Genomic DNA, 24,437 nt, shown 5'->3' on the forward strand with positions numbered 1-24,437 from the left:
GCAAGGGAGGCGCACCGCCCGAAGCTGAGAACCATGTGTGAGACCAACGCTTTCCTGCCGCTCCACGTCGGCACCACCACCATCCGCAACCGCCTGTCCATGGCCCCGATGACCCGCAGCCGGGCCACCGAGCAGGGCCTGGCCACCCCCTCGATCGCCGAGTACTACCGGCAGCGCGCGGGCGCGGGCCTGATCGTCACCGAGGCCACCCAGATCAGCCCGCGCGGCAAGTCCTACCCGACCACGCCGGGCATCGGCACACCCGAGCAGGCCGAGAGCTGGCGGCAGGTCACCGACGCCGTGCACGAGGCGGGCAGCACCATCCACCTCCAGCTCTTCCACGGCGGCCGCACCGGGCACCCGACCATGCGGGGCGGGCTGGCGGGGCACGCGCCCTCGGCGGTGGCCGCGCCCGGCCAGACCTTCACCCCCGACGGGATGAGGGACCACGAGGTACCCGTGGCCATGACCGTCGAGGACATCCGCGACACGCTGCGGGAGTTCGCGGCGGCCTCGGCGCTGGCGATCTCGGCGGGCTTCGACGGCGTGCAGCTGCACGCGGCCAACGGCTACCTGCCGCAGCAGTTCCTCTGCCGGAACTCGAACCTGCGCACCGACGAGTGGGGCGGCAGCACGGAGAACCGCATCCGCTTCGTCGTCGAGGCCGTCCGGGCGATGGCCGGTGCGGCGGGCGCGAACCGGACCTCGCTGCGGATCTCGCCCGCCAGCACGATCCAGGGCATCGACGAGGGCGACAGCGAGGAGCTCTACGAGGCCCTGCTGGGCGAGCTGGCGGACGACGGCCTGGCGTTCCTGGACATCTCGGAAACCCCTGGCCACCGCGACCTGACCGCGGTGCTGCGCAAGTCCTGGCCGGGGGTGCTGGTGCTCAACCCCCACCGGGTCGCCGAGCCGGAGGCCCCGCACGACCGGGTCGCCGACGCGCTCGCCGCGGGCGCGGACGTGGTGGCGCTGGGCGCGCCGTGGCTGGCCAACCCCGACCTGGCCGAGCGCATCGCGCGGCGCGGCCCGTACAACGACCCGGACGGCTCGACCTTCTACGGCGGCACCGACGCGGGCTACCTCGACTACCCCCCGCTGGCGGCCTGACGTGGGCAAGCTGACGAACCGCACCGCGGTGATCACCGGTGGCACCGCGGGCATCGGACTGGCCACCGCCCGCCGCTTCGTCGCCGAGGGCGCGCACGTGGTGCTCACCGGCCGCCGCCCCGGCCTGCTGGCCGAGGTCGTGGCGGAACTCGGCTCGGCGGCCACCGGGGTGTGCGGCGACGCGAGCGACCCGGACCACCTGACCGAGCTGCTGGCGGTGGTGCGTGCCGGGGGCAGGGGGCTCGACGTGCTCTTCACCAACGCGGGCGGCGGCGCGTTCACCCCGTTCGGCCAGGTCACCCCGGAAACCGTGGACGAGGTGCTGGCGCAGAACCTGAGCGCGCCCTACCTCACCGTGCAGACGCTGGCCCCGGTGCTCAACGAGCACGCCTCCGTGGTGCTGATGTCCTCCATCGGCGCCACCGCGGGCCTGCCGGGCCTCGGCGTGTACTCCGCGGCGAAGGCGGGCGCCCGTGCGCTGGCCCGCACCCTCGCCGTCGAACTGGGCGGGCGGGGCGTGCGGGTGAACGCGGTGAGCCCCGGCTACATCGACACCTCCAGCGACCCGGAGGCCCGCGAGTACCAGCGGGTGGGCTCGGCGGGCATCCCGCTGGCGCGGGTGGGACGGCCAGAGGAGGTCGCCGGGGCGGTGCTGTTCCTCGCCTCCGACGACGCCAGCTACGTCACCGGGTCGGACCTGTTCGTCGACGGGGGGCGCAACCAGGTCTAGCGCACGGCGGAGGGCCGCCCCCGGTACCGGGGGTGGCCGGCCTGCGCCACCTCGGTAGACTGGAAAAACGTTGGTGGCTCACGAAGTCCACCACGTCGACCGGCCGGACGAGCGGGAGTGCAGGCTTCTGGTGGCGGAGCTCGTGGAGCGGGACGCCGAGCTGCGGGCTCTGCACCGGCTGGTGCTGCGGGTCAGGGCGGGGCACGGTGGCCTGGCGGTGCTGGACGCGGGGGCGGGTCTCGGCAAGACCGCGCTGCTGCGCCACCTGCGCGGGCTCGCGGCGGAGCAGGGGTGCGTCGTGCTGTCGGCCCGCGGTGCCGAGCTGGAGCGGGAGTTCGCGTTCGGCGTGGTGCGGCAACTGGTCGAACCCGTGCTGCCGCACGACGGGGCCGAGCGGCGGCAGGTCTTCCGCGGCGCGGCCGGCGCCACCGAGGGGCTGTTCGGCGCTGACGGCGGCCAGGCCGTTCCGGGGTCGCCGTTCCCGCTGCTGAACGGCCTGTACTGGCTGCTGGTCAACCTCGCCGAGCGGGCTCCGCTGGTCGTGCTGGTGGACGACGCGCAGTGGGCCGACCAGCCCTCCCTGCGGTTCCTGGGTTTCCTCGCGCGGCGGCTCGACTCGGTGGGGGTGCTCGTGACCGTGACGATCAGGTCCGCCGAGCACGGCGATGACGAGCTGGTCGACGACCTGCTGGCCGCCGACGACCTGACCCTGTTGCGCCCCAGGGACCTCAGCGCTCGCGGCGTCGCCCACCTGGTGCGCCGCGAACTCGGTCCCGGCGCGCAGGACGAGTTCTGCGCCGCCTGCCACGCCATCACCGGCGGCAACCCGCTGTTCGTCCGCGAGCTGCTGCGGGTGCTGGTGGCCGACGGGGTCACGCCGGACGCCGAGCACGCCGCCACCGTCGCGGAGGCGGGGCCGGGTGCCGTCCACTGGTACGTCGCCGCCCGGCTGCGCCGCCAGACGCCGCAGGTCACATCGGTGGCGCGGGCCGTCGCGGTGCTCGGCAACGACGTGGACCTCGCGGTGGTCGCGGCGCAGGCGCACCTCACGTGGGGGGAGACCGCGGCGGCGGCGCAGCGGCTGACCCGGCAGGGGATCTTCGAGCAGGCCGATCCCCCGGCGTTCGTCCACGCCGTCGTGCGGGACGTGGCGCTGTCGCTGATCCCCGCGGCGGACCTCTCGGCCGAGCACGAGCGGGCCGCGACCGTGCTGCTGCGGGCGGGCGGGTCGGTGACCACGGCCGCCTCGCACCTGCTGCGCACCGTCCCCGCGGGCGAGCCGGACCGGATCGGGACGCTGGCCGCCGCGGCCAGGCAGGCGTTCCAGCACGGCGCTCCGGAGAACGCGGCGGTGTTCCTGGTCCGCGCCAGGGCCGAACCTCCGCCTCCCGCGCTGCGTGCCGAGATCAGCAGGCAGCTGGGCAACTGCGAGGCGCACCACCTCGCCGTCGACGCCGCCGGGACCCACCTGCGGGAAGCGCTCTCCCTGGCGGACGCGGGGAGGCAGCGGGCGCTCTGCGCGTACAGCCTGGCCCGGTTCCACAACGCCTGCGGCGATCCCCGGCAGGCCATCCCCCTGCTCCGCCGGGCGTTGGACGACCTGGCGGGTGTGGACGACCCCGCGCTGGAACCGGAGGTGGAGGCCGAGCTGATCGGCGTGGCGCGGTCCGACCTCGCGGGGCGCGAGGTCCTCCTGCGGCACCTGGAGTCCTTCGACGCCAGGCCGGACCGCCCGGACGCGGTCCTGGACTCGCAGCGGTCGGTGGAGGCGGTCTTCGCCGGGCGCCCGGCCGAGGAGGCGGTCCGGCTCGCGCGGTCGGCGCTCGCGGGCGACGCGCTCACCCCGGAGCGGTCCGGGCTGTGGTCCGCCGTGCACACCCTGATCGTCACCGACCGGCTCGACGAGGTGGAGCGGCGGACGCAGCGGGCGCTCGACACCGCCGTCGACCGCGGCCTGCTGTTCCCGATGGGCGTCATCCGCGGTTACCTGGCGCGGATCGCCCTGCTGCGCGGCGACCTGCGACTGGCGGCCGAGCACGTCGAACTCGGCACGGCGGCGGCCCCCCGGCCGAACGTCGGCCTCCCCCTGCTCGACTCCACGGCGGTCCACCTGCTCGTCGAACGGGGCCGCCTCGACGAGGCCGAGGCCGTGCTGGCCGACGGCGAGCTGTCGGGCGACCGGCTGCCGAGGTCGTCGACGCACCTGTGGCTGCTCGAAGCGCGTACCCGCCTGCGGCTCGCCCAGGGCGACCACGTCGCCGCGCTCGCGGACGCCGTCGCGTGTGGACGGTCGTTGCGGGGCTGGGGCGTGGGCGGCGTCTGGGACGTGCCCTGGCGACTGCTGGCCGCGCACGCCCACCGCCTCGCCGGGAACCACGGGGAAGCGGCCTCCCTCGCGCACGAGCAGCTGCGGCTGGCGCGCGACTTCGCCGTGCCGCGGCACATCGCGGTCGCGCTGCGCGCCGCGGCCGGGTCCGCGGCCCCGGCCGACCAGCACGGGCACCTGGTGGAAGCCGCCGACCTGCTGCGCGGCGGACCGGGCAGGCTCGAACTCGTCCACGTCCTGGCGGACCTCGGCGCGGTGCGGCAGCGCGACGGCGACCGGGAAGCGGCCAGGACGACGGTCCGGCGGGCGGCCGAACTGGCGGCGGAGTGCCACGCGGTCGAGCTGGCCGAACGGCTCCGCGCCGGGCTGGCGGCGAGCGGTGGTCGTGCGCCCCGGCTGCGCCTCACCGGCCTGCACGCCCTCACCCCGTCCGAGCAGCGCGTCGCCAAGCTCGCGGCCGACGCGCTGACCAACCGCGAGATCGCCGAGCGCCTCTTCGTCAGCGAGAAGACCATCGAGGCCCACCTGAGCCGCACGTTCCGCAAGCTCGGCGTCCGCTCCCGCACCCAGCTCGTCACCCGCCTGACCGCGACCCCCTGAGCCCCCCGCACGGGCTGAGCGGCCAAGACGAGGGGTTCCTGTAGGGGTTTCCCGGACGAGCGCGGGTACCGCCCGCTCCTAGCGTCAGCGGGGTCAGGGACGCCGGTGAGACCACACCACCGGCCGTCGAGAACTCCACCAGCAGGGGGCACCCAGATGCCGATCCGCACGAACCCGGCGACCCGACGGCGGGTCACCGGGGACACCGGTCACCACGACCTCCTCCTCCACCGCATGGGCACGTCCGGCAACTCCGACCGGGACATCCCCGGCCGCGTCACCGTCGTGCTCGCCGACGAGGGCCACCTCTTCCTCGACCAGGTCCCGATCCCGCGCGACGCGTGGACCTACGACGAGCACGACCGGGTGCTGACCTGGAGGGGCGCCTACGGCGGCGGCACGCTGCTGCTCGCCCACGACGGCCGGGGCGCGCACGGCACCGTCGGCCCGGCCCACGACCTCTGCTCGGTCGCGGCGGGTGCGCGGGCGCAGTTCCTGTGCGACGTCGCGCTGGACTGCGGCGCCGGCTACGTGTCCGCGGGCAACCAGATCGTGGGTCTGGCCTGGGACCCGGCGTCGACCGAGTGGACCGGTGCGACCTGGGTGCCGAAGCGCCTGCTGCTCACCTACACCGTGACCCCCGGCGGTCCGCTCCAGCCGCCCACGTTCACCTTCGAGTTCAACGACACCGGTGCCAGGGGCGGGCCGTGGGACCCCGGCTCCGGCGCCTTCAGCGCGACCCTGCAACTCGGGGAGCGCGGCGACGAGCAGGCGTGGGACCTGACGTTCCGGTCTCTCATCCCGCCGCAGCCCGACCGGGGGAAACCCGGACCGGCCAGCGTCTACCCGTGGTGGCTCCAGGCCGCGGAGGACACCGCCGCGCTGGGCATCGACGGCGTCCTGGTCGTCGACGAGAACGCCCCCGACGGCACGCTCGTCGGGTTCCGGGGCCTGCGGCCGAACGCCGCCGTCGCGGGCTACTACCGCACGTCCACCCGGACCGCGCCGTTCGGCGTCTTCGACGGACGGCTGGTCGTGGGCGGCGCGCCCGTGCCCGACGCGGTCCTGGTCGGCGACCGGTTGACGTGGGCCGACCTCTCCCCCGCGCTGCGCGAGCGCACGGGGCTGCCCGCGAGCGGGAGCCTGGTGTTCGCGGACCTCGGGTCGACCGCCACGACCGAGGACGGCACCGTGCGGGCCGTCCGGCTCGACGCCGCGACGGCGCTGACCGCGATCACCCAGCACCGCGACCTGCACCGGGCGGCGCACCGGTTGTCGCTCGCACACGCGAAGGCCATCGCGGACCCCGCTCTGGACATGTACTCCCTGCTCGCGATGACCCCGTTCGCGAAGGACGACAAGGGCGTCCTGCGCGACCAGGTCCAGGGCGCCGTGACGCAGGACCTCAGCGACATCATGAACTCCTTCATCCCCACCGACCTGTGGAAGCTGGTCTTCCCGGACACGAACCAGACCACGCTCACCGGTGACCTCGCCGAGATCGCCAACAGCCCGGTGGCCGGTGTCGACGACCCGGTCGGCTGGTACCGCTCGCTCGCGACCGCCGTGCTCACGCACGGCCTGGCGAACGGTTCGGAGGAGCACTGCCGCAACCTCAACGGTCCCCGCGCGCAGGCCTGGCTCACCACCGAGGTGGCGAGGTCGAAGGTCTACGCCGCGCACGGGCAGCGCCTGTTCACCCTGCGGTGGCAGGAGCACTGCCCGCTGACGGCGTCGTACCTGCGGGACCAGATCACGAACGCCGCGACCTACCGGGACACGATCACGACGGTGGTCGCCGACGCGATCACCGACATCCAGGACAACGTGATCACCGACAGCACGTCGGTCCCGGACCTGAAGAAGACCATGATCGCCGACGTCCAGGAGGCGGGCCAGTACGCCGACACCAACGAGCTCTACTGGGCGTTCGCGTACTACACCTACAACACCGCCCCCGCGATCCTGGCCAACATCGCCGTGCAGATGGCGTACGGCACCGGGTCCGGCGACGGGACCGGCCTCTCCCGGCTCCTCCAGCAGAACGTGGCCGTGCTGACGGCGCTGGACCCGTCGGGGTTCTTCGCGCAGCGCTACGTGCGCACCCTCAACACGTTCCTGGCCACCAACGTCCTGCCGAGCATGTTCGGATTCCTCGGCGACGCCATGAGCTTCGACCTCATCGAGGAGTACCTCCAGCAGTTCGTCGCGAACAACATCGCCAACGAGGACCGGCAGATCGCCGAGGCGGCCGCCCAGATCGACGCCCTGCTCAAGTCGAAGGACGCCGACACGATCCTGCACGACTCCATCGAGGCGTTGCAGGAGATCTCCTCTCTCATCAACGACACCCTGGCGCTGCCGTACATCGCGTCGAAGTGGGTCGACTGGTTCACCGAGAAGTACCCCAGGTTCTCCGCCATGGGATCGATGTTCGGCACCGCGCTCATCGGCGGGATCACCATGCTCGGCGTCTCCAACCTCATCAACGGGTTCAAGAACTGGTCGGACCTCGACAAGGACGAGCGCGCCGACCTGGTGCTCAACGCCGTCCAGTTCGGGGTGCAGCTCGTGGCCGCGGTGGTCAAGAGGGGCATCCGGATCTACGCGATCTTCAGCGTCGAGGGGATGACGTCCAAGCAGCGCACCGCCGCCGTCAGCAGGATCCTGATGACCGGTGAGGCGGACCGGCTGGAGAGCGGCCTGATCAAGATCGGCAACTCCACGGCCCGCTGGCTCGGCGACACCCAGGGGATGGCCGAGTACCTCAAGGAGAACCCCGAGGTCCTCGAACGCCTGCTGGACACCCAGCTGACCACCGACGCCGAGGAGGTCGGCTGGGCGGCCAAGGTGTTCGGGGCGAACCTCGACGAGTTCCTCGCCAACAGGCTCGGCCCGGTCCTCATCGTCGCGGGCATGGTGGTGAGCGTCGTCCGCCTCGCCGAGGGCGAGTCGACCATCGACACCTGGGCCGACGCGCTGAACATCGTCGGCGGGGCGCTGATGCTCATGGCGTTCGCGGGTGAGGGCATGGCCGAGGGCGCGCTGGCGAGCGCGCTGGCGTTCGCCGGACCGCTGGCGATCCTCGTCGCGCTGGCGGGCCTGGGCCTGATGCTGTACGAGATGTTCAAGAAGCAGCCCGACCCGGTCGAGGACTTCGTCGACGGCTACGCCAAACCGGCGGGCTTCTGGGTCCCCTCGTCGAAGACCGCGCTGGACTACGCCGTCCCGTTCGAGAACCCGGACCGGGGATCGCTGATGATGATGGGCTTCACGCTGTCGACGAAGGACGGAACCCTCCGGGTGCACGGCGACGGCTCGGTCCTCCCGGAGCAGAGGACCGCGCTGCCCGACTGCGTGTGGCAGGCCACGACCGACGGCTTCGGCATGAGCACCATCGCCACGGTCGTGCAGCAGGACCAGGGCAAGCCGCCGGTCGTGCGCTACCTGAGCCTGCTCGAGGACGGCACCGTCGCGTTCCGGCCGCGGTGGAGCCCGCTGGAGGAGCTCGTCCCGGTCTCGACGCCCCGCCCGAAGCAGCCCGACGTCATCACCCAGGTCTGGTTGGGCGAACCGTGGCGGGACGCCACGCTGACCAGCGACGGGAAGGACATGGTCTCGCTACCGCTGAGGTTCCAGCCCGTGCCGCCGGACGCCAACGGCGGTCACTCACCCGACCGGGCGCGCGACTGGCTCGCCGTGCTGGACGGGAAGCTCGTGGTGACCGACCAGGTCCTGCCGACCGGGGACCCGTTCACGCCGGTCGTGCACGGATCGGTGTTCACCCTGGACATGTCCGGCATGGCGCCGAACTACACCACCATGGTGGACCTGACGTTCCGGCTGGACACCACCCCGTCGACCGTCCAGGTGTTCGGCCCGTCGTTCGCCGTGGTGCCCAGCACACCCCTGTCCTACACCTACCAGGGCGACGCCCTGCCCGCGTTCCTCGGCTTCGACCCCAAGACCGGCACCTTCCGGCCCAACGGCCAGAAGGCCGACCACGGGTCGCGGACGAGGGACTCGATCATCGCGACGAACGCCTGCGGCAGCGGCTCGGCGACGTTCTCCATCACCGTGGCCCAGCCGATCTCCCCGCTGATCCCGAACAGCTGACCCGCGACCAGTCCGACGTGGAGCAACGATGACGTCCTACCGGCAACACCAGCGCAACCTCGTCGGACTCGTCGTGGGCGGGTGGGAGGACGGCGTGGACGACCCCGCCGTCCTCCCCCGGCTCAAGACCCTGCTGAAGGCGCTGCCCCACTACGGGAACCCCGCCGTCGAGGCGGCTCACCGCGGCGTGCTGAGCACCGTGCTCGAGGTCAGCGCGCCGAACGACCGGATCGCCGCCCAACCCGACGAGACCGGCTGGGGCTACTACACCTCCTACGCCTACCGGGGCCCGTACTCCGGTTACGGGGACGCGTTCTTCCCCGGCCGGACGACGACCTCCGCGGCGGCGGAGGTCGTGGCCTCGGTGCGCGAACCGCGATCCGGGTGGTGGCGGGACTACGCGCTGACCGTGCTCACCGACGCGGCGCGGCAGTCGGTGTCGCTGTCCCTGGACACCGGCAGGCTGACCGCCGACCTGGCGACCGCGCACGCGGAACTCCTGCCCGCCCTGACCGCCACCTACCTGTCCACGCTGCGGCACGCCTACGAGCCCACGGCCTCCGCGCTCGCCGCGCTGGCCGCCGCGGGCGAGGTGGACCGCGCCCGCGCCGAACTCGGCGACGCGCTGTCCTCGGGCGCGTTCACCGCGAACGTCGACCAGGCCATCGCGATGGGCGGCGACGACACCAACGCCGTGGTGTGGTTGCTCTACAACACGTGGACCACGCTGAAGGCCCTGGACTGCCCGAACGTCGACGCCACGATCCGGACCCTCCAGGCAGGCGGGCTCACCGTGCCCGCCCAGGTGGGTCCGCGCCGCTGGTGGGACGGCGGCTACACCACGTGGTACCACCCGCTGGCGGGGCCCGACCTCGCCACGGGCGCGCTCACCGCCGGGATGCCCCAGACTGCGACGACGTCCTTCTCCCCACCGCCGACCACACCCCCCACGAGCAGCGCCGTCACGACGGCGGGCGGCTACTCGCAGAGCCTGTGCCTGTGGGGACCGCTCAACCGGTACCGGCCGCGGAGCAGCAGCTGCCTCGGGACGGGCACCGGCGTCCTCATGGCCGACGGCTCCGTGAAGCCCGTCCAGGACGTGCGGATCGGCGACGCGGTGAGGTCCCCCCGCGGCACGGGGAAGGTCGTGCTCGTCGAGCGGCCCGCCCGCCGGGGCCGGGTGCTGCACTCGATCAACGGCCTCGACGTCCGCGCCACCTCCGGCCACCCGTTCCGCCTGGACGGTCCCGGCCCGGCGCGGGCGGCCGTGGACCCGTGGTGCCTCGTCGACGAGGTGCCGACGATGATCGCCGACGGCGTCGCGGCACTCGTGCCGGGAGTCGTGCTGGCGGGCTCGGTGACCGTGCGCGAGGTGACGCCCCACGAGCCCGAGGGTGGTGACGACGAACCGGTGTACGACCTCGTGGTGGACGACGGCCACCGCGGCCACGCCGCCTACTACGTGGGAGGCCCCGACACCTTCCTGGTCGTGGACTCGGAGACCGCCGATCCCCTGCACCACGTCGCGGCCACGCTCGGGGTCGTCGCGGCGATGGAGGTCGCGCTCGACGCCGTGCGGGACCACGTGCCCGATCCCCACACCGCGCTGCCGGCCCTCCTGTCCCGCGTGGACCTCACGGGCGCGCCGCCCACGACCGGACGGCCACCGATCCCCGGCCCCGACCTGTACCACCGGGACGGGGAGTGGGACCCGCACGCGTCGGCGTTGGAGAGCCACCTGGTGCGCCGGTTCGGGCGGGTGTTCCGCAGGCACCGCGCCACCGCGCCGCGGCCGGGTCCGGCGTCGCCCGACGACCGGTTCGTGGTCCACGTCCGCGACGTGGAGCTGCTGGGCGACACGCCCCTCACCTCGTCGGAGGTGGTCGTCGACCTCGTCCTGCGCGGCGAGGACCAGGCCGGGGACCGGGTCCGGCGGGTGGTCGTCGGGACGGACGGCGCACGCTGGCACCTCACCCCCGACGCGGCCGTGGACTTCGGCGCCCCGGCCTGGGGAGCCACCCTGGCCGGAACGCTGCGCACCGGCGACGCGGTGCTCGGCGCCTTCCGCGCGACCGCCACCGAGGGCGAGCGCGAGCACTTCCTCTTCTCCCCCGGCGGCACGGTGGTCGGACGCGTCGCCGTCGACCAGCTCCTCACCCGACCGGCCGAGCGGGCGCGGGCGTGGAGCGAGCGCGACGCGCGGGCGGCGGCGGTCGACCTCGGCCGCCACCTGGGCCAGCAGCTCGTGGACCTGGTTCGACCGCCGCGGTAGCCGCAGGCGGGTCAGGTCCCGGACGGTCCCCCGACGCGGTGGAGCAGGGGGTGCTTGGCCGTGCGCTGGTCCCCGGAGGACTGGCCGCGCAGGCGCCTGCCGAGCCAGGGGCCGAGGAAGGTGGCCGCCCACCGCAGTTCGGCGGTGGCGCGCCACCGCGGCGGCGGGCCGGGCAGCGGTGGCGGTGGCTGGTTCCACGAGTCGTCGCTGCCCGGCACCCGCAGGGCGTGCGCGACCGCGGCGGCGATCAGCCGGTGCCCCAGGGGGCTGCAGTGCAGCCGGTCGTCGGCCCAGAACCGGCGGTCGGCGACGGCGGGGTGCCGGGCGATCTCGGCGACGGCGACCCCGTGCCGGTCGGCCGCGGCGCGGATCCGGTCGTTGATGTCGAGGATGCGGGAGCGGACCGGTCGGGCGAGCGGGATGACCCTGGTGAGGTCGGGGAAGGTCACGGTCGCCACGCGGGCCCCGGAGTCGGTCAGCGCGGCGAACATCGCCTCCAGGTGACCGACCACCGTGGACGGCTCGACCCGAAGGCGGAGCAGGTCGTTGACCCCGGCGACGACGGTGGCCACGTCGGGGCGCAGGGCGAGGGCCGGCCCCAGCTGCTCGGCCCGCACCTCACCCGCGCGGCGGCCCCGGACGGCGAGGTTGGCGTACTGGAGGTCGGGGTTGTCGACGGCGAGGTGCTCGGCGAGCCGGTCGGCCCACCCCCGCAGGCCCACGACGTCGTCGCCGTCACCGAGGCCTTCGGTCTGGCTGTCGCCCAGGGCGACGTAGCGCAGGTACCCGCCGGACCGGGCGGGGTCCGGGGTGCTCTTCTCGTGCGGCGTCACACCGTCTCCCTAGTCAGAAAGTTGACTAATCATAATCATGGCTATGGCGGGCGTGTCCACCCCGTCGGCGGCGAGGAGGCGCGCCGGGACGTCCGCGGAATTGGCCGAACCCCCAATCGGCCGACGTGGTCGAATAGCCGGATCGAATTCATCGAAATCGCGAACACATTCACCGGAAAACCGATTCCGATTGACACGGGGTTGCCAGCGGAGCGATAGTCGTCGGTACCGCCCCGCACATCCGGCACTCGCGCGGCGAAACGGCCGCGTTCACTCGGGCGACGACGCCCCGGAAAGCGGAGCCATGGTCAACGGAATTCGATCGGTCGTGACGGCGGTCCTCGTGGTGGCGGGTCTGATCGGTGCGACCGGGGTGGCGCGGGCCGCCGCCTGGTCGTCCACCGACAAGTGGGGGACGTGGTCCAACGGCGGCTACACCGTCCGCAACGACGTGTGGGGGAGCGGCGTCGGACCGCAGACGATCTGGGCGAACTCCTACGGCAACTGGGGCGTGTGGGCCGACCACCCCGGCACCGGCGGGGTGAAGGCGTACCCGCACTCGGCGAAGGCGATCAACAAGAGGGTCAGCGCGCTGACCAGGCTGTCGAGCTCGTTCAACGTCAGCAGGCCGGGGTCGGGGGCCTACGCCACGTCCTACGACATCTGGGCCGACAACAACGCCTACGAGATCATGATCTGGGTCAACAAGCAGGGCGCCGTGGGCCCGATCGGGTCGAAGCAGACCACCGCGTCGGTCGGCGGGCACACCTGGGACGTGTACCGGGGCTCCAACGGCGCCAACCAGGTCTTCTCGTTCCTGCGCACCGGGAACACCAACTCCGGCACGGTCGACGTGCTGGCGGTGCTGAAGTGGATCGGGTCGCGCGGCTGGTACGGCGACGTGACCGTGGGCGAGGTGCAGTTCGGTTTTGAGATCACCTCCTCACCCGGAGGCATGGACTTCGTGTCCAACAGCTATTCGGTGACCGCGTGAACGCTCGTCCGCGCCTCTTTCGACACCGAGTCCGACCAGCCCGTTGAACCCGGATCAGACCGGTGTCGGGCGCACGGCGGCGAGAGTCGGTGGCACGGACGGAACCACACCGCGGAAGGGACGTGGGCGTCATGGAGGTCACGAGAACGGGCACGGGCACGGGCACGGGCACGGGCACGGGCACGGGCACGGGCACGGGCACGGGGAGCAGGATCGCGGTGCTGGTGGCCGGGATCGTCGTCGCACTCGGCGCGGTCGCCGCGCCCGCGAGCGCGGCGACCGGCTACGACAGGTGCGCGCACGGCAACTTCTGCCTCTTCGAGGACGGGGCGGGCCAGGGGAGGATGCTCGTCATCTACAGCCCCACCAGCGGCACGAGGGTGAACGTCCCGCTGGACTTCAACGACAGGACGTCGTCGGCCTGGAACCGCGGCGGGCGGGCGGTGGCCCTGTTCCGCGACGCGAACTGCCAGTACCGCCTGCTCCAGATGAACGCCTACGGCGCTCCGCTCGACCTGGCGCTGGGCCCGTACAACGACGTGATCAGCTCCTTCTGCGTCCACTGACCGTCCCCTGACCGGCCCCTGTCCGGCCAGGGGACGCGTGCGGCACCAGACGGTCCGCCCGCCCTCGGCCCAGCCCGCCGCGCGCACGCCGTCGAGGCCGGTGCCAGTGGGGTCGGCGAGGTGTGGCGGCCGTCGGCCGGGCCGGGTGTCCGCACGGCGGAGCCGGGAGGCGGGGCGTTCCCGCGGAACGGGCGGCCGCGAATCGCCGTACCCCTCTCCCGGCGATGCGGGCCGCCCGTTCCGGCGGAGTCCGGGAGTTCGACTCCCCCGGTGACCAGTACGGTGCCAGTCGGCGGTCCACCGCCGGTCCACTGGCCGCGCCGCAGGCGGTGGACCACGCACCAGGGAGTCACGGGGGTCCGGTTGTTCGGCGTGCTGGGGAGTCTCGACGTCGTGCGCGACGACGGCGAGCGCGTGGCGATCAGGGCGGCGAAGCAGCGGAAGCTGCTGACGACGCTGCTGCTGCACGCCAACCGGTGGGTGTCCGTCGACAAGATCGTCGACGTGCTGTGGGACGGCGCTCCGCCCCGGTCGGCGGCGGGCAACACCAAGACCTACGTGTGGAAGCTGCGCACCGCGCTCGCGAGCGGGCGCATCGCCAACGGTCCCGGCGGCTACCGGGTCGACGTCGGCCGCGACGAGGTCGACGCCCTCCGGTTCGAGGACCTGCTCCGGGCGGGTCGCGACGCGCTGGCGGCGCACCGGGAGCAGGACGCGGCGCGACTGCTCGCGGAGGGGCTGGGCCTGTGGCGCGGCGAGCCCTACGCCGACCTGACCGACGACGACGCGGAGGCGGCCAGGAGCAGGCTCACCGAGCAGCGGCTGAGCGCGCGGGAGGACCTGGCCGAGGTCCGGCTGGCGCTCGGCGAGCCCGTGGTCGTCGAGCTGGGCGGCCTGGTGCGGGCGAACCCGCTGCGCGAGCGGCCGTACGGCCTGCTCATGCTGGCGCTGTACCGCGACGGCCGCCAGGCCGAGGCGCTGACCGTCTACCGGGACCTGCGGGCGGTGCTGGACCGCGAACTCGGTCTCGCGCCGAGCGAGGACCTCGTGCTGCTGCACCGCGACATCCTCAACCAGGCGCCGCGGCTCAAGCCCGAACCGCGCACCGCGGTGTGGCGGCACGTGCCCGCGCAGCTGCCCGCGAACGTGGCGGGGTTCACCGGTCGCGACAAGGCCCTCGCCCGGCTCGGCGACGACGCGGACGTCTGGGTGGTCACCGGTCCCCCTGGCGTCGGCAAGACCGCGCTCGCCGTGCGCTGGGGCCACCACAACGCCGACCGGTTCCCCGACGGCCAGCTGTACGTGGACCTGGGCGGCTTCTCCACCGGAGCGCCCCTGACGACCCGCGACGCGATGGGCAGGCTGCTGCGCTCGCTCGACACGCCCCCCGACCGGATACCGCACGACGTCGCCGAGCAGACCGCGCTGTACCGCTCGCTGATGACGGGCAGGCGCGTGCTCGTGGTGCTGGACAACGCCCGCGGCTCGGAGGACGTCCGGCCGCTGCTCCCCGGCCGCCCCGGCTGCGTCGTGATCGTGACGAGCCGCAACGACCTGCACGGCCTGGTCGGGCTGGACGACGCGCGGGCGCTGTCGCTGGGCGCCCTCGGCGACGACGACACGATCGGCCTGTTCCGGCACGTCCTGGGCGCCCACCGGGTCGAGGCCGAACTCGACGACGTGCGACGGCTGTCCGGGCTGTGCGGCAACCTCCCCCTGGCCGTCCGCCTCGCCGCCGCCACCCTCGCCGCCCAGCCCGACCGGCGGATCGGCGACCTGGCGGACCGGATGGAGAACGGCAACCGGCTCACCGCGCTGGCGGTCGGCACGGAGAGCGAGACCACCGTGCGCGCGGCGTTCGACCTGTCCTACGCCGCGCTGCCGCCGCGGGCGCGCGTCCTGTTCCGCAGGCTGGCGCTGGCGCCGGGCCCGGACTTCACCGCCCACGTCGCCAGGGCGCTGGCGGGCGACACCGCCGACGGGCTGCTCGCCGACCTGTGCGGCGCGCACCTGGTCGACCACTACGCGCCCGGCCGCTACCGGTTCCACGACCTGCTGCGCGCCTACGCCGTGGAACGCGCCGACGACGAGGGCGACCGGCACGACGCGCTCGACGCGGTCCTCCCCCACTACCTGCGGTGGACGCGGGCCGCGGTGAACACGGTGTTCCTGGTGGGCGGTCCCACCGCGACGGTCGACGGCACCGGGGCGGCACCCGAGTTCGAGGACGAGGCGTCGGCACTGGCCTGGCTGGACGCCGAGCACGCCAACCTGGTCGCCGCCGTGGACCTCGCGGCCGAGCACGGGCCCGCGCACGTCACGTGGCAGCTCGTCGACGCGCTGCACAACTACTTCTGGTCCCGGCGCAACGAACTGGACTGGACGGCGACCGCCGAGACCGCGCTCCGCGCCGCCGAGTCCGCGGAGGACGGACGCGCGCAGGCCACCGTGCACCGGACGCTGGGGCTCGCGCACTGGGCCCGCGGCGACGGCGAGTCCTCGATCCGCCACAGCAAGCGGGCGCTGGAGCTGTCACGGGCGACGGGCTACCTCCTCGGGGAGGCGAGGGCGCTGACGAGCCTCGGACTCGCGCACGGGGACCGGGGCGGTCCCGCCGAGGCGGCCGACTTCCAGGCCGCGGCACTGGCCATCGACCTGGCCAACGGCAACGACTACCGGGCCGCGGTGTCGCGGTGCAACCTCGGGTTCGCGCTGACCCACCTCGGCTACCCGGGGGACGCGGTCGAGCGGTTCGAAGCGTCCCTGGTGACCATGCGCGCGCTGGGCAAGCGGTACGCCGAGGCCAGCGTCCTCAACGGCCTCGGCGTCGCCCGGCTCGAACTCGGCGACGTCGACCTCGCGGCGGACCTGCTGGAGGAGTCGCTGCTGGCGGCCCGCGAGACCAGCCACCACCACTGCGAGGTCGGCTCGTTGACGGCCCTGGTGGACGTGCGCCGCGAGCAGTCCGACCACGAGGCCGCCGCGCGCTGCGCCGAGCAGGCGCTGGAACTGGCCCGCGACCGCGAGATGGCCGCGGAGGAGGGCACGGTGCTGACCGCCATGGCGGAACTCGCGCTGGCCGGGGGCGACCACGACGCCGCTCGACGGCACGCGACCGAGGCCCTGCGGATCCAGCAGGAGGCCGGGTACCCGTACGGCCGCGCGCGAGCGTTGCGCGCGCTCGGGTGGGCGCTCGGCGACGGGGCGGGCGGCCCCTACCTCGTGGAGGCTCAGGCCGTGTTCGACACGTTCGGCACCCCGCGGGCGGAGGAGCTGCGCGGGCTGGGACCGCGCAAGCCGTTCACCGGGACCTGAGGACCCGGCCGTCGGCGGGACCGCGGACGGGGGCGCACAGGGGATCGCCCACACCGTGCGGGTGTGTCCCCACGTCCGTACGGCGGTACGGCCGGGCACCGACCTGGCACCACCATGGTCGGCATGGACCCACCGCGCCGGAGCACCGGCCTGCTGCTCGCCGCGATCCTGCTCGCCGCGGGAGTGGCGGTCCCCGCCCTGGCCGCCACCGCGTTCAAGGTGTTGCAGATGAACCTCTGCAACAGCGGCGTCGCGGGCTGCTACCAGAACGGGCTCGCGGTCGGCGAGGCCGTGACGGTGATCCGCGACCGGCAGCCGGACGTGGTCTCGGTGAACGAGGTGTGCCTGTCCGACCTGCCCGGCCTCACCGCCGCGGTCGGCGCGGGCGCCCAGTACCGGTTCGCCTTCGTGCGCGACAGGTCCACCGGTTCCGACTACCAGTGCACGGCGGGCCGCGGCGCGTACGGCAGCGGGATCATCGTCAAGGAGGGCATCACCTCGGGCGGGACCGGCGTGTACTCGGCGCAGGACGGCGGCAACGAGATGCGGGCCTGGGCGTGCGCGCTGAGCGCGGTGCGCGGGTTCACCGCGTGCACCACCCACCTGAGCACCACCGCCACCACGGCGCTCGCGCAGTGCCGCGAACTCCTTCCCGCCACGGTCCTGTCCTTCGACCCCACCGGCTCGCCCACCACCGGGCACGTGGCGGTGGGCGACCTGAACCTGAGGTACCGCCCCGGTTCTCCCACCAACGCGCAGAACTGCGTCCCGGCGGGCTGGTTCCGCAAGGGCGACGGCGACGTGCAGCACGTCACCGCCCGCACCCTCACGTTCGTGTCGACCCAGACCTACGCGATGTCCCGCACCGACCACCCGGCGTTCGTCGTCAACTACACGTTCTGAGGCGCGACGGGGGGAACGGGCTCGCTCCGGCCGTCGTGGCTCAGCGGGTGCGGTGCGGGGTGGGCGAGGACGATCGGCGGCATGTCCCCGGCGAAGACCCCGACGTCGCGTCGGGGTCGAGGACGATCCCGTTCAACGCCCGCGCCGCGCCGCGGCCCGACGTCAGCCGGCGCGGCAGACCTCACCCGCGGGCGGGAGGACGCCGGTCGTCAGGAAGGTGTTCACCGCACCGCGGACGCACCGGCTCAGCAGGTAGGCGCCGTGGCCCGAGCCGTCCAGGGTGAGCAGGCGGGCGTTGTCGAGCTGGGCGGTCAGTTCCGTGCTCCAGCGGTAGGGGCCCGCGGTGTCCCCGGTGATGCCGATGACGAGCACCGGGGCGACGCCGGGTGCCCTCAGCCGGTGCGGCGGGACCGGTGCAGGCGCGGGCCAGTGCCGGCAGGGCGCGCCGGAGGTCAGTTCCAGCCCGTACACCGGTGCCGTCCGCGCCACCCCGGTGGCGTCGCCCCGCACCTGTGCCGCGGTGCGCGGGTCGGGTAGGTCCTGGCAGGTCGTGGCCGTGTTGCCGATGTCGATCGTCGGTCCCCGCGTCGTGGCCGCGAGGGTGCTCGCGTCTCCGGCCAGCACCCCGGCCAGCTCCTCGTCCAGCCTCTCCCTGCCGTTCTGGTCCGAGACGTCCCGCGTCAGCGCGGTCATCAGCCGCGCCTGGTTCACGACCTGGTCGCCGCCGCGGATCGGCCTGCTGTCGGTGTCCCGCACGAGCTGCTGGATCCACGCTCGGGCCGCGTCGGGCGGGATCGTCGCGAAAGGACACGCGGGGCGGTCGGCGCAGCCGGTGAGGTAGGCGGTCAGGGCCTGCTCCTTGGCCTCCGCCACCCCGGCCATCCAGGACCCGTAGGTCTGGTCCGGGTGGCCCGCGCTGTCCAGGACCACGCGGCCGACCCGCTTCGGGAACGTCTCGGCGTACCGGCCGCCCATGACGGTGCCGTAGGAGATGCCCAGGTAGTCCAGCCTCGGTTGCCCCAGCACCGCGCGCAGCACGTCCATGTCCCGCACGGTGCTGCCCGTGTCCACGTGGTCGAAGATCGGTCCGGACGCCTGCCTGCACGCGTGGGCCCACCGCCCGACGGCCGCCTCGTAGGCCTCCACCTCCGCCGGGGTGTCCGGCGAGCCGTCCACCTCCTCGACGGCCTCGGACGCCTCCGCCGGGCAGGTCAGCGGCGCCGAACCCCCGACTCCGCGCGGGTCCCAGCTGACCAGGTCGTACCCGGGGGGCGCGTGGCCGCGCACCTGCCCGCCGAACAGGAAGTCGATCCCGGACCGACCCGGCCCACCGGGGTTGACCAGCAGCGAGCCACGGCCCTCGCCCCGCAGCCGGGCCACGGCGAGTTCGACCGCGGCCCCGGCGGGCCGCGCCCAGTCGACCGGCACCGTGACGTTCGTGCACTCCGCGCCCGCGGGCCCGCACGGCTGCCAGTCGGGTTGTTGCCGGTAGAACCGCGCGTACGCGGGCGTGGTAGCCGGGTCCCGCGCCTCCTCGGGCGCCGATGGACGGCTCTGCGCCGCGGTCGCCACCCAGACGGTCGATGCCGCCGCGACCAGGACCGCGGCCAGCAGGTGGTGCTTCTTCGTCATCATCATCCGCTCCCTCGTTCCGCTCGCCCGGAAGCCTCTCGGGTGGCGGTGGAGCGCCACAGCCGGCTACCCGGCCGACCGGTGGTGGGGGTGCCCCTACCCGACCAATTGAGGAACGTTCGTTCTTGACTGATCGTTCCTCAAAACGCTACGGTCGTGCCATGGGCAGGACGAGGACGTTCGACGAGGACGAGGTGGTGCGCGCCGCCGCGACGCTGTTCGGCGGTCGCGCGTACGACGGGGTGTCGGTGGACGACCTCGTCACCCACCTCGGCGTGCACCGCAACAGCCTCTACAAGACGTTCGGCAGCAAGCGCGGCCTCTACCTGGTCGCCCTGCGCCGCCACCTCGCCCACGACGTCCGTCCCCTGGTCGACGCGCTCGGCTCGGCACCGGACGCCGCGAGCGCGCTGCGGCTCATCACGTCGGCAGACCTCGGACTTCTGCTGCTCGCGGCGGTCGAACGGGCACCGGCCGACACCGAGGTCGCCGCCGAGGTGGCCGCCGCGCTGGACGCCGTCGACCAGGCCGTCGCCGACGCGCTCGGCGTTCCCGCCGACCTGGCGGCCGCTCTCACGTCCGCCGCGCTGGGCATCCTCCTGCGCGGCAACCCCCACGGGGTCGGCACCGCGCTGGCCCACCGCCTCGATCCTCTCGGCTGACAAGGAGAACCACATGGCACTGGTCCACATCGAAGGCGACGACCTCGTCGTCGTGATCGAGGGTCTCGACAAGCTCTGGGCCCTCAAGAGCAGTCTGACGATCCCCCTGGGCAACGTCCGCGGCGCGACCGCCGACCCCGGCATCGCCGCCGAACCCAAGGGGATCCGCGCGCCGGGCGCCCACGTGCCCGGCGTCCTCACGGTGGGCACGTTCCACCTCGACGGCGAGAAGGTCTTCTGGGACGTCAAGGACCCGTCGAAGGCCGTCGTGGTCGAACTCGCCGACGAGCACTACGCCCGCCTGGTCATCCAGGTCGACGATCCCCGCGCGACCGTCGCGCTGGTCGAGAACGCCCTCATCGGGAAGGGGTGATCCGGTGTTCCCCCGCTCCGCCGCGGTCGTGGTGGCCCTGGCCGTCGCGACCGCCACCCCCGCCGGGGCGACGCCCGGCTTCGTGCCCGCGGCCGACCGCGAGGTGGTCTTCACCGTCGACGGGACCACGACGTACGGCACCCTGCACGTTCCCGCGCACCGCGCCGGGCAGCGGTTGCGCGCCGCACTGCTGCTGCCCGGCAGCGGACCCACCGACCGCGACGGCAACCAGCCTCCCGCGGCGTCCCCGAACACCCTGGCGCAGGTGGCCGACGCGCTCGCCGTCGACCGGGTGGCCACGCTGCGGTTCGACAAGTACGGCACCGGCCGCACCGGGCTCGGTGCCTACCGCGACCACCCGGACACCCTCGACCACCCGGCGTTCGTCCGCCAGGCGGCGGCTGCGTACGAGTCGTTGCGCGACCAACCGGAGACCAACCCGCACGCGCTGTCGGTCGTCGGGCACAGCGAGGGCGCGATGACCGCGCTGCTGCTCGGCGGCACCGTCCACCCGCGCCCGACCGGCCTGGCCCTGCTGCAACCGCAGGCGATCCGCTTCCTGGACCTGGTCGCGCTGCAACTGCACGCCCAGGTCGCCGAGGCGACCCGGCACGGCCTGCTCACGCCGGACCAGCAGCGCACGATCGACGCGGCGGTCGACGCCGCCGTCACGGCCCTGCGCGAACACCGACCGGTCGACACGACCGACCTGCCACCCGCGGTCGGCCGGCTCTTCCAGGCGTTCCAGGGGCCGAGCGCCCGGTTCGTGGACAGCGACGACGCCGTCTACCCGCCGGAGCACGCCGCGGCCCTGCGGCCGGGGACCAGGGTGCTGCTCACCTGCGGCACGAACGACGTCCAGGTCCCCTGCTCGACGACGGACGCGCTGACCACCGCCCTGCGCCGCGCGCACGTCGGAGGACCGGGCCGGGTACCGCTGTCCGGGGTGGACCACCTGCTGCACGACACCGACCACCCGGACGCCCTCGCCCCAGCCGTGCTCGACGCCCTGCACCGGTTCGCCGGGCGCTGAGGGCACCCGGCGGGCCGCCTCCACCGGCGCGACACCGGTTCGTCGACGGTCGTCAGCTCCGCGCGGGCCAGTGGCCGTGCACGCGTTCCCGCTCGGGCACCGGCTGGTGCACGTTGCCCGCCGCGGGCTCCGCGGGCTTGCGGGTGAGGGCGGCCAGCCGGAACAGCGGACCGACCAGCCTGTCGTAGAGCAGCGGCAGGAGCCGGAAACCGGCGATGACGAGCGGATTCCCCGGCCCGACCGCCACCGAGACGTGCCTGCGGGGGCGGTCGGCCAACCGCACGATCGCCGCACCCACCCGCTCCGGCGACAGGACCGGCCACGGCGGCCGAGCGCTCCGGCCGGTGTAGTTGGCGGCCTGGTAGTAGATGGGGGTGTTGATGCTTCCGGGGCTCACGATGCAGACGTGCACGCCGGGTTCGTCCCGCGTCTCCTGCTGGAGGGTGCGGAGCACGGCGCGCTGCCCCCACTTCGACGCCGCGTAGGCCCCCATCTGCGGGACGGTGACCGAGCCCAGCAGGGAGTTGACCCCGATGAACGTGCCCGCGCGCTGGCGGCGCATGACCGGGAGGACCGCGCGGCTCAGGTGGACCGTGCCGTGCACCGCGGTGTCGACGACGGTGGTGAACACCTCCGCGGGCATCGTCTCGACGGTGCCGTAGCCCATGACCGTCGCGGTGTGCACGACGACGTCGACGCGCCCGTGCCGGTCCAGGGTCCGCGCCACGATCCGGTCGGCCGCCGCCGGATCGCGCACGTCCTCGACGAGGACGTCCACGGCACCGCTCCCCGCGTCCCGGCACGCCGCCTCCGCGGCGTCGAGCGCGCCCGCGCTGCGCGACACCAGCACCAGGTCGTCGTCACGAGCGGCGAACGCGACCGCGGCGGCCAGACCGATCCCGCTGCTGGCGCCGACGACGACCACGACCCGTCCGGTCACGGGTTGAGCACCACCTTGACGCAGCCGTCCCGCTTCTCCCGGAACATCTCGTAGCCGTTCGCGGCCTCGGCCAGGGGCAGGTGGTGCGTGACGAGGTCCAGCGCGCCGAGCGGGTCGGCCGGGTCGAGCAGCAGCGGCAGGATCTGATCGGTCCACCGGCGCACGTGGGCCTGCCCCATGCGGAGCTGGATCCCCCGGTCGAACATCTCCATCATCGGCATCGCGTCGACCTCGCCCCCGTACACGCCGGACACCGAGACCGTCCCACCCCGCCGCACGCCCTTCAGCGCGGCGTGCAGGGCGTCGAGCCGGTCGACGGCCATCTTGTCGGTCACCTTCTGCGCCAGGGCGTCCGGGAGGAGCCCCACTGCCTTCTGGGCCGCGGCGACGAGCCGACCACCGTGGGCCTCCATCCCGACGGCGTCGATGGTGGCTTCCGGACCGCGACCGTCGACCATCTCGATCAGCGTCGCGGCCACGTCGTCGACGTCGTCGAGGTTGACGGTTTCGGCGCCGTACCTCGCGGCCAGGGCGAGCCGCTCGGGCACCCGGTCGACCCCGATGACCCGGCCCGCGCCCAGGTGCGCGGCGATGCGCACGGCGAACTGCCCGACCGGGCCGAGGCCGAGCACCGCCACCGAGCCACCGGGCGGCACGTCGGCGTAGCGGACCGCCTGCCAGGCGGTCGGGAGGATGTCGGACAGGAACAGGAACCGCTCGTCCGGCGTGTCCGCGGGCACGATGACCGGTCCGAACTGGGCCTGCGGCACGCGGAGGTACTCGGCCTGCCCTCCGGGCACGGAGCCGTAGAGCGAGGTGTAGCCGAACAGGCTCGCGCCCTTGCCCTCACCGCGGACCTGGGTCGTCTCGCACTGCGCGAACAGTCCGCGACCGCACATCCAGCAGTGGCCGCACGAGATGTTGAACGGCACCACGACCCGGTCCCCCACCGACAGGTGGCCCGCGGCGTCGGGGCCCACCTCCTCGACGACGCCCATCGCCTCGTGGCCGAGCACGTCACCCGGTGCGAGGTACGGGCCCAGCACGCCGTAGAGGTGCAGGTCGGAACCGCAGATCGCGGTCGAGGTCACCCTGATGATCGCGTCGGTGGGCTCCTCGATGCGCGGATCGGGCACCTCGGTGACCTGAACGTTCTGATTTCCCTGCCATGTGAGTGCTTTGATGTCGACTCCTCGATCGGTGGTTCGACTGGGGCGTCGCAGAATTTTTCACGTTCGCGTACGACGATTCGTTCCAGGAGTCGAGTCAAGCACCACCTCGCGGAATCCGCATGACGGCTCGGCCGCGGAACGCGCTGGTGGGAATCGTCAAAAAAGCTCCCCCAGCGCGTTTGAACATCTGGTGGGCGACCGAAACACCCTTTCGCGGGAATTTCGAGCGGTGCCGGTGCCCGAACCGCACCCACGGGTCCGCACGGCCGTCGCCGTGGTCACCGGACCCGTGGGTCGACCGGGGGGCCGGAGGTCACGTGGCGTACTCGGTGGACGGTTCGGTGGCGTAGTTCTCCCAGATCGGCGCCATGGTCTCGCGCGTCATCGGCTGCCCGGACTCGACCATGGCCTTGAGGTCGCGGAAGTACTGCACGTACAGGTCCGGCGTGAAGGTGCTCAGCATGACCAGCGGGTCGTCGCCGATGTTGGCGAACGTGTGCGGCGCCCCCGGCGGGACCAGGACCCACGTGCCCGCGCCGACGTCGTGGTCGTCCTGCCCCACGGTGAACCGCGCGGTGCCCGAGAGCACGTAGAAGCCCTCGTCGTGCTGGGCGTGGCGGTGCTGCGGAGGGCCGGGGGTGTGCGGGGGGATCGTGATCTCGCCGATCCCCAGGCGGTGCTCGGTGTTGCCGCCGTCTTCGAGGATCCGGATCCGCGCGGGCCCGTTGGCGATGACTTCGCCGTCACCGGGGCCGACGACCGATACAGCGACCATGGAGGAGCCTCCCGAGTGAAGTGATTGCAGCTTGTGCAATCACTGTAGCACCGATGACTGCACATCGTGCAGTCGCTAGGCTCGG

General features: G+C 73.5%; 17 protein-coding genes. 12 read left to right on the forward strand and 5 right to left on the reverse strand.

The genetic code is table 11. The annotated features are described in order from the left end of the window. Positions 1 to 33: 33 nt before the first annotated feature. From VFZ92_RS13605 to VFZ92_RS13625, 5 genes are all read left to right on the forward strand, one after another. A complete protein-coding gene (locus tag VFZ92_RS13605; RefSeq protein WP_330876255.1) occupies positions 34 to 1,110 on the forward strand; it encodes an alkene reductase in 1,077 nt (358 codons plus the stop codon). 1 nt (position 1,111) lies between these two features. After that, positions 1,112 to 1,840 (forward strand): SDR family NAD(P)-dependent oxidoreductase, encoded by a 729-nt coding sequence (locus tag VFZ92_RS13610; RefSeq protein ID WP_330876256.1) that lies wholly within the window; start codon positions 1,112 to 1,114, stop codon positions 1,838 to 1,840. 73 nt (positions 1,841 to 1,913) lie between these two features. Continuing rightward, entirely contained in the window at positions 1,914 to 4,766 is a 2,853-nt protein-coding gene (locus VFZ92_RS13615) for an ATP-binding protein (protein WP_330876257.1), read from the forward strand. Positions 4,767 to 4,922: 156 nt separating this feature from the next. Further along, entirely contained in the window at positions 4,923 to 8,882 is a 3,960-nt protein-coding gene (locus VFZ92_RS13620) for a hypothetical protein (RefSeq protein WP_330876258.1), read from the forward strand. A 28-nt stretch (positions 8,883 to 8,910) separates the two neighbouring features. Beyond that, positions 8,911 to 11,154, forward strand: a complete 2,244-nt coding sequence (locus tag VFZ92_RS13625) for a hypothetical protein (protein ID WP_330876259.1) — start codon at positions 8,911 to 8,913, stop codon at positions 11,152 to 11,154. 11 nt (positions 11,155 to 11,165) lie between these two features. On the opposite strand, the gene VFZ92_RS13630 is transcribed toward VFZ92_RS13625, so the two are convergent. After that, positions 11,166 to 11,987, reverse strand: a complete 822-nt coding sequence (locus tag VFZ92_RS13630) for an SGNH/GDSL hydrolase family protein (protein ID WP_330876260.1) — start codon at positions 11,985 to 11,987, stop codon at positions 11,166 to 11,168. 304 nt (positions 11,988 to 12,291) lie between these two features. Here VFZ92_RS13630 and VFZ92_RS13635 point away from each other — a divergent pair, with 304 nt between their 5' ends. From VFZ92_RS13635 to VFZ92_RS13650, 4 genes are all read left to right on the forward strand, one after another. Beyond that, positions 12,292 to 12,981: a glycoside hydrolase family 12 protein gene (locus VFZ92_RS13635; protein ID WP_330876261.1), complete on the forward strand. Its 690-nt coding sequence runs from the start codon at positions 12,292 to 12,294 to the stop codon at positions 12,979 to 12,981. Positions 12,982 to 13,112: 131 nt separating this feature from the next. After that, entirely contained in the window at positions 13,113 to 13,547 is a 435-nt protein-coding gene (locus VFZ92_RS13640; RefSeq protein ID WP_330876262.1) for a peptidase inhibitor family I36 protein, read from the forward strand. A 372-nt stretch (positions 13,548 to 13,919) separates the two neighbouring features. Beyond that, positions 13,920 to 16,862 (forward strand): AfsR/SARP family transcriptional regulator, encoded by a 2,943-nt coding sequence (locus VFZ92_RS13645; protein WP_330876263.1) that lies wholly within the window; start codon positions 13,920 to 13,922, stop codon positions 16,860 to 16,862. A gap of 123 nt (positions 16,863 to 16,985) precedes the next feature. Further along, entirely contained in the window at positions 16,986 to 17,765 is a 780-nt protein-coding gene (locus VFZ92_RS13650) for an endonuclease/exonuclease/phosphatase family protein (RefSeq protein WP_330876264.1), read from the forward strand. Positions 17,766 to 17,927: 162 nt separating this feature from the next. On the opposite strand, the gene VFZ92_RS13655 is transcribed toward VFZ92_RS13650, so the two are convergent. Continuing rightward, a complete protein-coding gene (locus VFZ92_RS13655) occupies positions 17,928 to 19,397 on the reverse strand; it encodes an alpha/beta hydrolase (protein WP_330876265.1) in 1,470 nt (489 codons plus the stop codon). Positions 19,398 to 19,558: 161 nt separating this feature from the next. Here VFZ92_RS13655 and VFZ92_RS13660 point away from each other — a divergent pair, with 161 nt between their 5' ends. Genes VFZ92_RS13660 through VFZ92_RS13670 form a run of 3 tightly spaced genes read left to right on the forward strand, consistent with a single transcriptional unit; the run spans position 19,559 to position 21,465 of the window. Continuing rightward, positions 19,559 to 20,059, forward strand: a complete 501-nt coding sequence (locus VFZ92_RS13660; protein WP_330876266.1) for a TetR/AcrR family transcriptional regulator — start codon at positions 19,559 to 19,561, stop codon at positions 20,057 to 20,059. A gap of 13 nt (positions 20,060 to 20,072) precedes the next feature. Continuing rightward, entirely contained in the window at positions 20,073 to 20,432 is a 360-nt protein-coding gene (locus VFZ92_RS13665) for a hypothetical protein (protein ID WP_330876267.1), read from the forward strand. Between the two features lie 4 nt (positions 20,433 to 20,436). Next, on the forward strand, positions 20,437 to 21,465 hold the full coding sequence (locus VFZ92_RS13670; protein WP_330876268.1) for an alpha/beta hydrolase: 1,029 nt from the start codon (positions 20,437 to 20,439) through the stop codon (positions 21,463 to 21,465). Between the two features lie 52 nt (positions 21,466 to 21,517). Here VFZ92_RS13670 and VFZ92_RS13675 read toward each other — a convergent pair whose 3' ends face one another. From VFZ92_RS13675 to VFZ92_RS13685, 3 genes are all read right to left on the reverse strand, one after another. After that, positions 21,518 to 22,405, reverse strand: coding sequence for an SDR family NAD(P)-dependent oxidoreductase (locus tag VFZ92_RS13675; RefSeq protein ID WP_330876269.1), 888 nt, complete (start codon positions 22,403 to 22,405; stop codon positions 21,518 to 21,520). After that, entirely contained in the window at positions 22,402 to 23,589 is a 1,188-nt protein-coding gene (locus tag VFZ92_RS13680) for a zinc-dependent alcohol dehydrogenase (protein ID WP_330876536.1), read from the reverse strand. Before VFZ92_RS13680 ends, VFZ92_RS13675 begins: the two co-directional genes overlap by 4 nt. 301 nt (positions 23,590 to 23,890) lie before the next feature. Then, entirely contained in the window at positions 23,891 to 24,352 is a 462-nt protein-coding gene (locus VFZ92_RS13685) for a cupin domain-containing protein (protein ID WP_330876270.1), read from the reverse strand. Between the last annotated feature and the right edge of the window lie 85 nt (positions 24,353 to 24,437).

The sequence above is a fragment of the Umezawaea sp. genome (assembly GCF_036375055.1).
Taxonomy (GTDB): Bacteria; Actinomycetota; Actinomycetes; order Mycobacteriales; family Pseudonocardiaceae; genus Umezawaea.

Bases quoted from the DNA above. Each gene is read 5' to 3' on its own strand.
- VFZ92_RS13655 (WP_330876265.1), bottom strand. From the start codon at position 19,397: ATGACGAAGAAGCACCACCTGCTGGCCGCGGTCCTGGTCGCGGCGGCA.
- VFZ92_RS13685 (WP_330876270.1), bottom strand. From the start codon at position 24,352: ATGGTCGCTGTATCGGTCGTCGGCCCCGGTGACGGCGAAGTCATCGCC.
- VFZ92_RS13605 (WP_330876255.1), top strand. From the start codon at position 34: ATGTGTGAGACCAACGCTTTCCTGCCGCTCCACGTCGGCACCACCACC.
- VFZ92_RS13640 (WP_330876262.1), top strand. From the start codon at position 13,113: ATGGAGGTCACGAGAACGGGCACGGGCACGGGCACGGGCACGGGCACG.
- VFZ92_RS13620 (WP_330876258.1), top strand. From the start codon at position 4,923: ATGCCGATCCGCACGAACCCGGCGACCCGACGGCGGGTCACCGGGGAC.
- VFZ92_RS13650 (WP_330876264.1), top strand. From the start codon at position 16,986: ATGGACCCACCGCGCCGGAGCACCGGCCTGCTGCTCGCCGCGATCCTG.
- VFZ92_RS13665 (WP_330876267.1), top strand. From the start codon at position 20,073: ATGGCACTGGTCCACATCGAAGGCGACGACCTCGTCGTCGTGATCGAG.
- VFZ92_RS13660 (WP_330876266.1), top strand. From the start codon at position 19,559: ATGGGCAGGACGAGGACGTTCGACGAGGACGAGGTGGTGCGCGCCGCC.
- VFZ92_RS13635 (WP_330876261.1), top strand. From the start codon at position 12,292: ATGGTCAACGGAATTCGATCGGTCGTGACGGCGGTCCTCGTGGTGGCG.
- VFZ92_RS13625 (WP_330876259.1), top strand. From the start codon at position 8,911: ATGACGTCCTACCGGCAACACCAGCGCAACCTCGTCGGACTCGTCGTG.